The organism is Streptomyces sp. 3214.6, from assembly GCF_900129855.1.
Lineage (GTDB): Bacteria > Actinomycetota > Actinomycetes > Streptomycetales > Streptomycetaceae > Streptomyces > Streptomyces soliscabiei.
In genome coordinates this window covers 6027872-6040825 of sequence record NZ_LT670819.1, presented here as the reverse complement: position 1 = coordinate 6040825, position 12954 = coordinate 6027872, and the positions used below count along the sequence as shown (strand labels likewise).

The 12954-nt window shown below is 69.5% G+C and carries 9 protein-coding genes and 2 pseudogenes; 2 read left to right on the top strand and 9 right to left on the bottom strand.

All coding sequences use genetic code 11. The annotated features are described in order from the left end of the window. Positions 1–206 precede the first annotated feature (206 nt). Positions 207–416, top strand: a pseudogene (locus B5557_RS27310) (NUDIX hydrolase); the annotation flags it as partial. Here the strand turns inward: B5557_RS27310 and B5557_RS45340 are convergent. Next, positions 404–899: pseudogene (locus tag B5557_RS45340) on the bottom strand (hypothetical protein). The pseudogenes B5557_RS27310 and B5557_RS45340 sit on opposite strands and share 13 nt — an antisense overlap. Between B5557_RS45340 and B5557_RS43890 the strand changes: the two are divergent. Next, a complete protein-coding gene (locus B5557_RS43890) occupies positions 790–1575 on the top strand; it encodes an S-4TM family putative pore-forming effector (RefSeq protein ID WP_159424513.1) in 786 nt (261 codons plus the stop codon). The pseudogene B5557_RS45340 and the gene B5557_RS43890 sit on opposite strands and share 110 nt — an antisense overlap. 209 nt (positions 1576–1784) lie before the next feature. Here B5557_RS43890 and B5557_RS43885 read toward each other — a convergent pair whose 3' ends face one another. From B5557_RS43885 to B5557_RS27270, 8 genes are all read right to left on the bottom strand, one after another. Then, positions 1785–2969 (bottom strand): hypothetical protein, encoded by a 1185-nt coding sequence (locus B5557_RS43885; RefSeq protein WP_143688233.1) that lies wholly within the window; start codon positions 2967–2969, stop codon positions 1785–1787. A gap of 778 nt (positions 2970–3747) precedes the next feature. Further along, positions 3748–4185 (bottom strand): DUF6415 family natural product biosynthesis protein, encoded by a 438-nt coding sequence (locus tag B5557_RS27300; protein ID WP_143688232.1) that lies wholly within the window; start codon positions 4183–4185, stop codon positions 3748–3750. 384 nt (positions 4186–4569) lie between these two features. Then, the gene (locus B5557_RS27295; protein ID WP_079661934.1) at positions 4570–5820 is read right to left on the bottom strand and encodes a helix-turn-helix transcriptional regulator; all 1251 of its coding nucleotides are present in this window, start codon (positions 5818–5820) and stop codon (positions 4570–4572) included. 493 nt (positions 5821–6313) lie between these two features. Then, positions 6314–7546: an SUKH-4 family immunity protein gene (locus tag B5557_RS27285; protein ID WP_079661933.1), complete on the bottom strand. Its 1233-nt coding sequence runs from the start codon at positions 7544–7546 to the stop codon at positions 6314–6316. A gap of 180 nt (positions 7547–7726) precedes the next feature. Beyond that, positions 7727–7855 (bottom strand): hypothetical protein, encoded by a 129-nt coding sequence (locus B5557_RS45765; protein ID WP_269460184.1) that lies wholly within the window; start codon positions 7853–7855, stop codon positions 7727–7729. Beyond that, positions 7852–10161, bottom strand: coding sequence for a xanthine dehydrogenase family protein molybdopterin-binding subunit (locus tag B5557_RS27280; RefSeq protein WP_079661932.1), 2310 nt, complete (start codon positions 10159–10161; stop codon positions 7852–7854). The genes B5557_RS45765 and B5557_RS27280 overlap by 4 nt, the downstream gene beginning before the upstream one ends. Further along, positions 10158–11975, bottom strand: coding sequence for a 2Fe-2S iron-sulfur cluster-binding protein (locus B5557_RS27275; RefSeq protein WP_079661931.1), 1818 nt, complete (start codon positions 11973–11975; stop codon positions 10158–10160). Before B5557_RS27275 ends, B5557_RS27280 begins: the two co-directional genes overlap by 4 nt. After that, entirely contained in the window at positions 11972–12865 is an 894-nt protein-coding gene (locus B5557_RS27270; protein ID WP_079661930.1) for an FAD binding domain-containing protein, read from the bottom strand. Before B5557_RS27270 ends, B5557_RS27275 begins: the two co-directional genes overlap by 4 nt. Between the last annotated feature and the right edge of the window lie 89 nt (positions 12866–12954).

The following is a 12954-nucleotide window of genomic DNA, read 5'->3' as shown; positions in this document are numbered from 1 at the left end:
CGAACGGAGACCGGATGCGCAGGAGTTTCAGCAGGTCGGGCGGGCCGCACCTCTCATTTCGAGGAACTGCGGCCCGCAGCCGCGGCTAACCCGCCCGTACGAGCATCCCAGCGGCCCCATCGTCATCGTCGTCCGCCCGGTCCGCCTCGGGCTTCCAGATCAGGCCGTCCACCTGCTTCGCGATGTCCGTCCGCACGGCGTCCACCATGAAGTACGACGACGGCGAGGTCCGGCAGCAATTCAGCATCTGCTTCCGCGCGCGCCCGGTCGGCGGCGAGGTGCGTACGAGCAACGAAACAACGCAGGTCCGCTGGGTCGACCCAGCGGACCTGTCGAAGTTGGACGTCCACCCCACCATGCGCCTCAGGATCGAGCACGCCATGGACCGGACCCGTCCCGTTCCCTACATCGGCTGACGCTTCGCGGCGGCGACTCGTTCGAGCACACGCGAGGATCTCCGGTTCGGCGCGACGGATGAACGTACCGATCAGGCTGTCTGGCCCGTAGCGGCCGGCGATCTCGTTGACACGGTCCACTGGATTCGTGGGCGTTCCGTCCGGAGTCGTGTTCATGTCGCAGTAGCAGAGCGCGTCATTGAGCTCAGCGCTCTCTCTCGGGAATTCGCCCTCAAGTTCCTCGCGCAGCCCCCGGGCGTCCGCTTCCATCCATGAACAGGAGTGGCGGGCGACAAGGTGCACGACCCGCGCATCAGCGTCCGCAACATCCCGGAGGTAGCGGGCCCCGTCAAGCGGATGGAATCCCGTCTTGGCGAGGTCCGGTGCGTAACCGATAGTTATCGGACTCGGCGCCCCCGTCATCTCTGTCATCTGGCCAGATCTCGCAGTTGTCTCCGGGGCGATTGCAGGATTGTGGATTTTTCTAGGCCAAAGCGTCCTTATTAGTGCCCAGTCAGCCGGGGTAAATAAGGCCGCAGCGGTGCAAGAACAATTCGACTTCTATGTTTTCGGAATGCCGAGCAGCGTCGACCGGTCAACGCTTCCCTCGATAGAGGAAATTGCCACAGTAGCTGGCCCCGATCCAGAACTCAGACAAACGGCAACTGATGAAAAACTGTTGGATTGGTACCCGGTCGACTCTAGCAATTCCGGAATCCTAACGGTCGCCATTTCGCAGCGCGCCAACGCATCCTATTCGGACAGGCTACTGCGGTCGACAGCAATCGTTTGGACATCGCTTACTGTCATTTGGGCTGTGGCGCTCATAGTGACAACTGTCGTGTACGACCTTTCGCTAGCCACGTTCCTCGTTGGAATTGTCCTTCCAGTTTTGCCATCGTTTCTAGATGTCGTCCGATACGTTGTCGGAATTCGGCGCGCAGCACGTGACCGAGGGGACCTGACACGTTCGATCGAAATCCGAATGAGAGGCAGCACTGATTCGATTGAGGGCAACGATCTACTGGTCTGGCAAGAGAGTCTGTACGAACTCCGCCGCTCAACACCACTAGTTCCGGACTTGATCTACAAGATGAAGTGGGCAGTTAACGAAGGGGCAATGAAAACAGCCGCTTCCCAACTGAGCCAGCAGGCAAGGAGATCAGGTACCGGCACCTGAGAACGGGCAGTCGGGGCACTCCCTGCGAGCGTGCTCACCTTGACTGGCTCGATGCTGACAGCCGTCTCGTTTTCCGTCTCGTTCGTAATCGTACGCTGCCTTTCAGACCCGTACGCCGCGCTCCATAGGGCCCGGCATCGGTACAGGTCTGAACCGTCGAAGGTGGGGGGACCCAGACAGTTTATCTGGGTCCCCCCACCTTCGGTCTCCTATTCGAGCTCTCCCTCAAGTTCATCCGGAGCTCGCCGGATTTGAGGATACGTCTCACCCGAGGCGATCTCTGGGCGGGCATACCCGCCGATTCTGAATGGAACTTGACGTATGATGAAGATTAGATGCTGAATGGCGTCTGGCATTTGCTCGTACTCTTTGTATCTTAAGGTTCTTTGAACCTCGGTCAATGCCCCGAGTAACTCGCCATCCTTCGCGCGTTCCGCAGACTCAATCACCTGGGCGATGAGGGCCTTGGCCTGGAGCTCGTCAAGGACGCTTTCTAGTTGGCTTCGATCATTGTGAGCTGCCGCGAAGATCACTCGCGGCAGCAGTTCAAGCCAGTGAGGTTCCTGTTCCCCGGGGAGTCTGCGTGTCGGCGGGGGTATCAATGCGTTTGCGAGAAGGCGAAGCCATGAGAGGGCTTCTCGCCGGGCTGCTGCCATTACTTGTGTCATTTGCAGCCCGACAGGGGTGGACTCACTCAGTGCCCCCACTGCCAATCCGACGACGCCGAATCCGATGGTCTCGTACCAGTTGTTGTTAAAGCCGAAGGCGCTGAGGAGAGCTCCGGTGGCGCCAGCGCCGGCGCTTTTGAGCGCCTGGTTTCTCCTGTGCTGCTCGAGTAGGGTCTCTGCCTCAGTGCGTCCGAGTTCAATCTCTTGGAGCATCCTGTCTCGGACATGATTAAGGGCTTCCGATTCAGGACCCAGAGCATCTCTCAGAACGAATTCAGTTGCTAGCTGAAATCTCTTAGCGAAGACGGCGGCCGTCTCTTCGCCGGCATCGAATTGTGCGTAACTGAGGGCCCTCTTACCTTGATGGCTCTCGGCGACCAGCTTGGCCCAGCCGCCGATCCGATCTTGGAAGGTTGAGCGATGGGTGCCCTCGTATTTCGGATAAAATACCGCATGGGTCTTCTTGCGGAACCAGCGAGATATTCGGGCAAAGAATCCGTCTGGCTCGTCAGGAATTGGCGTATGCGCCATCACTCGGAATAGGAGATCCGTCGCTTCCCTGATGCGCTGCCTATCTACGTCCTGCTGGTCAATTACCAGCGCGTACATGATGGAGCGGCGGAGGAGGAACTTGAACCAACTTCTCTGGGTGATGGTCCTCTTCCCGAGTTTCGCACCCTTATAGGTGCCAATCAGAGCGCGGCTGGCGCCGCCGAGGTCTGCCACCTTGCCAGCTTAGGGCTGCGTGGCCCTCACGGGAGCCCGTTTTGTCAAAGACGCTCATGTGATTCCGTCGTCGAGTTCAGAGCCGTGTCCTTGGCGAACGGCGCAGCGAGAACCTGTACGGATGCCTTCGTGCGGCGCAGGGGAGAGGGCGAGGCCGGGCCGCCTGTTGGCCGTACGATGACGGTCGAGCCTGCGGCAACGACTCGCGCGTTGACCTCACATGCAGCGAGGGGCACGGCTTCGCGTTCATCATGGGCAACCACACGGGAGCAGAGTTCGTCGGCGTCGTCCCTCGCGTCTAAGAAGGGCTTCACGAGCCACTCGTTGCCCTGGTCTTTATCCAGTGCACAGGGCGGCCGCCCCCGTGCACAGCCGTACGCGCATCCCGTCTGACCTGGCACGTGCCCCCCTATGAACGCACCCGTATGGCCATGCGGATAGTTGGAAAGCGTGTTGGGGGTGCTGAGGGATCAAGGGCGAGTGGCACCTGGCACTCAACCGAAGGGCAATGGCGGCCGTCTCAGTTTCCGTCTCGTTCACCTCCGTACGCGGCCGTCCAGAGCCGTTCACAGCACCCCAGCGGGCACCGCAGCCGTACGGGATCGAACGCCCGCGAACGCACCAGGATCAAGCCCTGACCAGCCCGGACAAACCTGCAAAGCGAGGTACGTGGGTTCAATTCCCGCCACGGCCTCCAAAGCCCGCGTCGCGGCCGACCACTGGCGTGTGGTCGGCCGGGGCGGCAACACCGAAACCCGGTGTCCTGTCAGGACCCCGGTCAGCGAGGGCTGCGACTCACGGAGTTGACACAGTGGCTGTGGGCCCACCCTGTGCTGCCGGTCGTACTGACCTGCTCGTAGGGAACAGCCTCCTCGCCGTCCTCAACCGCTCGGTCGCAGACAACGCACATTCGGACGCCGGTCAGTGTGTCGTAGTGATCGCGGAGGGCGAGGACGGATCGCGCGAGCCGCTTCACGCGTTCCACCTCACCGTTCAGCCCCGGCCGCTCTGCGATACCGAGCCGTCTGCGAGCCTCTGCGAGCCCCGCCCGCGCGACCATCGCCTGTGCGTCGTCCCTGGCACGTCCCGCGGCCAACTGCTCGATCTGTGGGATGAGATGTTCCAGGAACGTGGTGAAGTCCTGGGCGAACAGCTTCACGGTCTGGTGGCTCGGGAGCACCTTCTGGGCGAGGAACCAGGTGGCTGCCGCGCGCATGGAAGCAGCGGCAATGGGCGAAGCGCCCGTCTCAGAGCTCGCGGTATTCACGAGGTCACCGCCCTGCAGCACTTCGGGCAGACACAGGCAGGGAACGCGTTGTCCTGGACCATTGGGAGTGGCTTCGACCCGCGATGCTGTGTGCACGTGCCACGGTCGTCGGTGATCTGGCCGTGGCAGTCCACGGTGTAGACGCGGATGGTCATTCCACCGCCTCGAAGGCGTTGCGAGGGTCGGGCGGTACCGTTCGTCATGTCGACGCTCCTAAGCAGCGTTGGACGTGCCCCGGGACCGTCGTGAGCGGTCGCCGGGGTCCTGAACCTCGACCGTAGAAGCGCCTGCACCACGTCGCCGACCGTAATCCGGTCGCTACTGTCAGATCGGTCAGGCGGCGAGGATGCCGACCTTCTGCGCCAGTTCGGCCGCACGGCGACGACGAGGGGAACGCGTCGACTCGACCTGCTCCAGAAGGATCGCCTTGGCGTAGCCGTTGTAGCGGATGGTCTCCGGAGCAGCCTCGTAAGCCTTTTCCAGCGATGCGACGGCGACGTCCGGCTGGTTGTCCAGTTGGTAGCCGCGAGCCTCCTCGATCCGATGGCGAGCCCGCCGGGGGCGGGACTTGATAATGCCGCGGTCCGCCTTCGCGGCCTGCCGCACGGACTCGCCGCCATGATGGAGCTCGACGGCGACAGTCACCGCGTGGGCTCCCATCACCGCTCGGCTGAAGCTGGTGACGGGGTGGTAGTAGTCGGTCGGCAGTCGGGCCGCGATGTCGTTGGCTTTGTCCCAGTGCCGCCAGGCAGTACCTGTCTGCCTTCGACGGGCCGCGGTGTAGCCGAGCTCGAATTCCAGAGCGCCGGCGATGGCCAGAACATCATCCGAGGCGTCAGGCAGCAGGGCTTCGAGGAACCGTACGGCCGCCGCGTTGACGGCGTCGGCCGCATCGTAGTTCCGGGGACCGCTGTCCCGGTGGGCCTGGGCCAGCAGCCACGACGCGACGCCGACGGCGTGTGGGTCCTCGCTCTCCTGAGCGGCGATCATGCCGCGCTCGGCGACGCGCCACAGGAGGGAGCTGTCGGGCTGGTAGGCGATGAAGAACTGCGCCAGGGAGTACACCTCGGCGAGCAGGCCTTGCGCCGCGCGCCGCTCGGCAGCGGAATCGGCCTGCCTGACCAGAGCCTGGGCGTCGCGGAGCAGGTCGGGGAGGAGTCTGCCGATGGCCTCGCGGTGGTTCCTGGACGCGTGCCGGGCCTTCCACGCGGCCTGCAGCCGGGCTTCGAGATGAGCGACGGGCGGCGGCTCGACGCCAGAGGTGACCGGGAAGCTGTCGATGGCAGCCTTGACGGCGGCCAGCCGAGGGTGGCCTGGGCCGATGAACAGGTCGACGTGCGTTTCGGGACGCCCCGTCAGGTCTGCCAGGTCGCGTACCCGCAGTACTTCGGCGATGCGAAACACCATGTCGAGCCCAGGTGCCTTCTGTTGCCCGTTCTCGATCTTGCGATACGTGTGCGGCGAGATACCGAGAAGGTCGGCGGCCTGGGTCTGGGTCATTCCGCGGCGCTCGCGGAGGATCTGCACCCGCTGGCCGAACTTCATCGGGTCGGCGTACGGGTCTGGAGTAGCGTCTTGAGACATCACAGCCTTGGCCCCTCCTCGCAGCTTCGTCAGAACCAGGGTAGTCAGACCGGGCAAGGAAGGAGTGCCGGTACGACGATGGTTGACGCGCATCTCGCGCAGCCTTCGCGTAGGTTCGCCGTACCGGCAGGAGGGGTGACCATGCGCGTATCCATCGACACCCGTCCCGGCGGAAGCGAACCCCACGAGGACTGGTTGGCCGGTACGGCGTCGTTGGCCGTCGTGCTGGACGGGCTGAGTACGGCAGGGCTGGACACGGGGTGCCAGCACGACGTCCCGTGGTACGTCGGTCACCTGGGCGGGGCGCTTGTTGCCGCTCTGGCAGACCCCGCCCGTCCGCTCATGGACGCGTTGGGCGCGGCCCTCGAACAGGTCGCGGCCCTGCACCCCGAATGCGACCTGCGCAATCCGGGAATGCCGTCCGCAACCGTCGCGATCCTGCGCGAACGGGACGACGTACTTGACCATCTCGTTCTCGCGGACTCACCGCGTGTCAGGCGTACAGCCCGCCGCCCGCCTCGTCCTCGAACACCCCCGGCCAGTACCGTCGGCCGTCGTCCGTGGGAATGCCGGGGGCCGGGGTGGGGTCGCAGGCGATCGGGTCGACCGCGGCCAGGGTGCGTGACATGGCCTCGGCCAGCTGGTCGTAGGCCTCGGTCAGGTCGTGCACCGCGTCCAGGGCCCGCTCGCGCCGTATCAGCCAGAGGGTGAACGCCAGGGTCGAGATGTCCGCGTTGAGCGGGCGCAGGCCGAGGTCCGGCTCGCTCCAGCTCAGCACCGCGCCCGTGACGCCGTCGACGACCAGGCTGGTGTCCTCCAGGAGACGGCCCAGGCGGATCAGGCGGTCCGCGTTCGCCGGGAGGGGTGCCGCGGTGCGGCCGCTGTCGTCCTCCGCGCCGTACTCGGCGAGGGTCTGCAGCGGCATGTCCGTCTCCAGCGAGAACCAGACGACCTCCTCCGGCAGGCCCACCTCGCGCAGGAAGCGGCGGGTCGGGGCGTGCGTGAGCGCCGTCGGGAAGTCGACGTCCTCGAAGCGGACGATCGCGCCGGAGCCGAACTCCTCGTCCAGCAGGCGGACCGGCAGATCCAGGGCCAGGCCGGACCTGGTGCCCGGGCCGGCCACCAGCGCGAGCGGGCGGATCACCGCGGCCAGCTTCCAGAAGAGGCCCGGCTCCTCGCTCGTGCCCGTGCCCCTCGTCCGCTGCGCGCCCGCCTCGAACACCGCCAGCAGCTGGCGGGACGCCTCCGCCACCGCCTTCGGGCCGAGCCGGCCCGCGTAGGAGGCGAACTGGCCGCGCAGGGCCGCCAGTTCGTCCACCGCCGTCGCGCAGCGCACCAGCTTCTCCAGGGAGGGTGCCAGCGGGCGGGTGTCCATCAGGTCGAGGCGGTCGTGCAGGAAGTACGTGGTGGAGATCTCGCCCGTCATCCCGTCGAGCAGGACCGACTCCCTCTCCCGGCCGTCGGCTCCCAGGATTCCGCCTATCACCAGCCGGTCGCGCAGCTGTGCCGCGAGGCGGCCGCCGGGGTCGTCCGTGGAGTCCGCGACTGTGCGCAGCCCGTCCGTGCGCAGCGCCTCGAACGTCAGCAGGCCGCCGTCGCCCGGCACGCCCGGCAGGCCGGGGCCGGTGAGCCAGCGGCGCGTCGGTGCGTGCGTGACATACGGGTCGAGCTGGTCCTCGGTGAAGGTGATCGTCGTTGTGGCGGTGGTGGTCCTGGTCGTGCCCATCGGGTCCCCCGTGCGGAAAGTTGCGTGCGCCGTCCCACTGCTCCGCAGCCTACGCGGCACCACTGACAACGGCTCTGACCAGCGACAGCACCCAACACACCCGCCACCGGCCCGCACTGTCAGACGTCAGCGCGCTCTCGCGCGTTCCCGTCCCGCCGCGATCGCCCCGACCGTCCGCTCCTACGTGAGGTACACGCCGCCGAGGACCACGACCACCGCCGCCAGTACGAACAGCAGGATCCAGCCGAGCAGCTTGCCCACGCTCGGCGGGGGCTCGTACTGGCGGGGCTCCGGCTCGGGCTCGCTCATCGGTCCGTCACCACCGCTGCCTGGGGCCTTATCGGCAGCCGGTTGACCGGGCGGCCGGTGGCCGCGCGGACGGCGGAGGCGATCGCCGCGGGCGAGGTCACCACCGGGACCGCGCTGGCCGCCTTCGCCCCGAAGGGGGCGACCACATCGCGTTCCTCGACCAGTTTGACGATCCGGATGTCCGGCGCGTCCAGGGCCGTGGGCAGCGCGTAGCCGGTGAGGTCGGGGTGGCGGATCAGGCCGCGCGGGGTGCGCAGGTTCTCGGTGAGCGCGATGCCGACGCCCTGCGTCACGCCCGCCTCGATGCGGGCGGCGAGCTGCGCCGGGTTCAGGATCCGGCCGACGTCCTGGGCGATCGCGAGTTCCACGACCCGGACCGAGCCGAGCTCGATGTCGACGTCCACGACCGCGCGGATCGCGCAGAACGCGAGGCCGACGAAGGCGTCGCCCTGACCCGCCGCGTCCAGCGGCTCGGTCGGGTGCGGCCGGCACTGGGCCGTCGCCCACAGCTCCTTGCCGTGCAGTTCCTCCGTGACGGTCGTCGACAGGACGCCGTCGTACGAGGTGATCTTGCCGTCGGTGATCTGGAGCAGCTCCGTGGACATGCCGAACTTGTGCGCCAGGGGCTGCAGGAGCTGGGTGCGGACCATCTTCGCCGCGCGTTCCACCGCGCCGCCGGACACCCAGGTGTGGCGGCCCCGGCAGCCCGCGCCCGCGGGGGGCTGGTCGGTGTCCACGGGGGCCACGTGCACCTCGTCGATGCCGAGCGTCTCCTGGACGATCTGGCGGGCCAGCGTCGTGAAGCCCTGGCCGGTCTCCACCGCCGCGCACAGGACCGTCGCGACGCCGTCCTGGACCTTCACGGTCGCCGTGGAGACCTCGTCGGCGCCCTCCGCGCCCAGCATGTGCACCATGCCCAGGCCGTAGCCCACGCCCCGGCGCACCGCGCCCGGTTCGCCCGCGCCCTCGGGGCCGCCGGGCAGCAGCCACTCCTCCTCGGGCGTGTCCTTGGGGAGCTCCGGGAGGGGGAACTCCTGGACGGCCTGGAGGAGTTCGGCGACGGGGGCCGGGCAGGTCACCGTCTGGCCGGTCGGCAGGACGTCCCCGGTCGCCATGACGTTGCGCAGCCGCAGCTCCGCCGGGTCCACGCCGAGCTTCTTCGCCAGCTTGTCCATCTGCGCCTCGTAGGCGGCGCACACCTGCATCGCGCCCTCGCCGCGTACATGGCCCGACGGCGGGTTGTTCGTGCGGACCGCCCAGCCCTCGATGAAGGCGTTCGGGACGACGTAGGGGCCGCAGGCGAAGGAGACGGCGGCGGCCAGGGCCTCGGCGGAGGTGTCGGCGTACGCGCCGGCGTCCAGCAGGATCTGCGCCTCGACCTTCACCAGCCGGCCCTCGGCGTCGGCGTGGTGGCGGTAGCGCAGCAGCGTCGGGTGGCGGTGGACGTGGCCGAGGAAGGACTCCTCGCGGGTGGCCGTCAGCTTCACCGGGCAGCCGGTCTTCAGGGCCAGCAGGCCGAGGGGGAGCTGGAAGCCCTGGTCCTCGCGGTCGGCCGTCGCGCCGGGCACCCCGGTGACGACGATCTTCACCCGTTCGGGTTCGAGGCCGTAGCAGGCGGCGGCCGTGTCCCGGTCGTTGTGCGGGTCGGTGGAGGCCAGGTACAGCTCCACGCCGCCGTCGGGACGGGGCACGGCGAGGCCGGCCTCGGCGCCGACCGGGGCGGGGTCGGCGCGGCCGATGCGGTACTGGCCCTCGACGACGATCTCGCCGGCCGCGCCCGGGTCGCCGTGGTGCAGCGGGATGTGCCGGATCAGGTTGCCGTCGGGGTGCAGGGGCTCCGCCTCGAAGGCCAGCTCCGGGTCGATCACCGGGTCGAGTACTTCGTACTCGACGATGACGGCGGCGGCGGCCATCCGCGCGGTGTCCGGGTGGTCGGCGGCGACGGCCGCGATGGGCTCGCCGTGGTGGCGCACGACCTCGGAGGCGAACACGGGACGGTCGGCCTTGCCGCGGCCGTGCACCGGGCTGCCCGGCACGTCCTCGTGGGTGACGACGGCCCGTACGCCGGCCATCTCACGCGCGTGGGACGTGTCGATGGACACGATGCGCGCGTGCGGGTGCGGGGAGCGCAGCACGGCCGCCCACAGCAGGCCCTCGGCCCACAGGTCGGCCGCGTACGGGAAGGTGCCCTCGGTCTTCGCGCGCGCGTCGGCGGGCTGCAGGGACGCGCCGAGCCCGTGCGGGATCGGCTCGGGGGCGGGGGCCGCCTCCACGGCGGTCGTCGCGGTGGCTGCTTCGTTGCTCACGCCTGGCCTCCGTCCTGGCCCTGTCCGTACGCCGGGTCATGGGGGTGGGGCTGTGCCGGGTTCTCGAACGCCGACGCGTGGACGCCGCCCGCGCCGGGTCCCGCCTGGTGGGGGATACGGGCCTCGTCCCCGTCCGTCCCCGCCTCGGCGGCGGCGTGCGCCTCGCGTTCGGCGACGACGTCCTGCACGGCCTGGAGGACGCCCCGGTAGCCGGAGCAGCGGCACAGGTTGCCGCACAGGGCCTGGCGGGCCTCCAGTTCCGACGGCGCCGGGTTGCCCTCCAGCAGGTCGTGCACGGTCATCGCCATGCCGGGCACGCAGAAGCCGCACTGCACGGCCCCGCACTTGGCGAGCGCCCGCTGCACGTCCGAGGGCTGTCCGTCCTCGGCCAGGCCCTCGACGGTACGGACCTCGCTGCCGGCGGCGGTCACGGCCGGCACCAGACAGGAGGCGACGAGCCGCCCGTCCACCTGTACGTTGCAGGCCCCGCACTCGCCCTGCGAGCAGCCGTCCTTGGCGCCCGCGAGGCCGAGGCGCTCACGCAGCACGTAGAGCAGCGACTCGCCGATCCAGGCGTCGGTGACGGGGCGCTCGGAGCCGTTGACGCGCAGCACATAGGCGGCGAGGGGGTGTTCCTCGTGGAACGGCGCCGGGGCGTCCTCGGGCGCTTCCACGGCCTCCGCGGCCTCACCGGGCTCGGCGGCCTCGGCGGGTTGCGGGGAGGCGACGTCCGGGGCCGCGTCCCGTTCCTCGGTCTCCGCGACCGGTTCCGTCTGCGCGTCGGGATCCGAGGGGGCGCCGTCGGCGGCGGGGGCGGGCTCGTGGGCGGCCTCGTGGGCGTGCTCCGGGTCCCCGTCGGCCTCGGTGGTCCGCTCGGCCTCCGCGGCCTGTCGAGCGGCCTCCAGGGGGCCGTTCGGGGGCACGGTGTACGCCTCGGCCGAGACTTCCGGGGCGAACGCGCCGTCGGGGTGCGCGTGTTGCCCGGTGTGCCCGTGTTCGTGCTGGTGCTCGCCGTGCGAAGGGTCACCGTGCGAAGGCTCGGTGTGCGACTGCTCGTGGCCGGCCGGCTCGTGGTGCGGGGGCGCGTGCTCCGGCGCGTGTCCGAAGGCGGGCGCCTCCGTCGCCGCCTGTCGTACGGCCGGGTCGGCGCCGTCCGTGGGGTGTCCCCAGGCCTGGCCCGCGGCGCCCGCCGTATCGGTCGCGCCCGTCGGGTCCGCCGGGCCCGTCGCCCAGGGCGCGGGCGCGCCGCCGGGCAGGGTGGACGGGGGGGTGCCGCCCCACTGCTCGACCAGTGCCGACGCGGTGAACTCGCCCGACTCGTCGGGCAGTTCGCCGCCCGCGACGGGGATCGACCACTGGCCGGTGACGTCGTGGCCGGGGGCGGGCGCGGACTGCGCCGCACCCTGGCCGCCTGCCGAGGTGTCCTCGAAGGTCCACTGGCCGGTCGCGCCCGGGTGGTACGAGAACCGGTCGTCGCCGACCGTCTGCGGGGTGCCCTGGGGGGCGGCCCAGTCCGCGCCGCCGGCCGGGGCCGCCCAGGCGGTGTCGTCCGGCTCGGGCGCCACCGCTATCTGCGGCGGCACATAGCCGTGGCCCGGCGCGGCGAGCGGGCTGTTGCCTCGGCCGGCCAGGAGGGCGTCGATGCCGCCCTCGGGGAGCTTCACGAAGGCGGTCGCGCCGTCGTCGTAGTCCCCCTGGGGCAGCGGGTCCCAGCGGCTGCCGCCCTGCGGCGCGCCCTGGCCCTGCCCGGTCTCCTGTCCGTGCCCTTGGCCGTGTCCCTGTCCGTGTCCGTGTCCGTGCTGGTCGTCGGTCACGACAGCGCCCTCCCCAGTGCTCGTCGGGCCAGCGCGGCGACGGTGCGCCGCAGGTGCAGTACTGCGGGCGGAAGTTCCGGTACGGAGCCGTCCACGCCGGGCACCGGGTCGGGGATGCAGGCGGCGGCGACGTACTCCCCGAAGGCGTTCAGGGCCTCGGGGACGATCGTGCGGTTGTTGTCCCAGTCGATGAGGCGGGCGACCCACTGCTCGGCCTCCAGGGGCCGCAGCGGCATCGGCGCTATGGCGCCCACGGCACACCTGACGCCGCGCCGGGCGGGGTCGAGGACCAGCGCCACGGAGGCGACCGCGCGGCCCGGGCCGGTGCGGCCGGTGGCCTTCAGGAAGACCTGCGGGGCGTGCAGCAGCGGCACGCGCACGTAGCCGATGAGTTCGCCGCCGCGCAGCATCTCCATGCCGGCCAGCAGGTGCGACACCGGGATCTCCCGGCGGGCTCCGCCCGAGCCCGCGATGATCAGGGTCGCTTCCAGCGCGGCCAGCACGGGCAGCGCGTCGCCCGTGGGGGCGGCCGAGGCGATGTTGCCGCCGAGGGTGCCCGCGTTGCGGATCTGCGGCGGGCCCGCGGCGCGCGCCGCTGCGGCGAGCGCCGGGATGAGGGCGGCGAAGTCGGGACGGCCCATGCGCGCGTGCGTGAGTCCGGCGCCGAGCAACGCGTGGCCGTCCTGGTACTGCCAGCCACGGATCTCGCTGATCCGGCCGAGCCCGACGAGCCCGGCGGGCCGCAGTTGCCCGGAGTTGACGGCAGCCATCAGGTCGGTGCCGCCGGCCACCGGCACGGCCGCGGGCATGGCCGCCAGCGCCGCCACGGCCTCGTCCAGCGTTGTGGGCAGCGTGACGGCCTGCGCCGCCTGCGGTGCGTGCGTGCTCAAAACCGGCTGCCCCTTCCCGCTGCCCCACCTGGTCCCACCTGTGTTGCCGTACGGTACGTGCTGACAGGGCGGACGTGGCAACTCTGGCA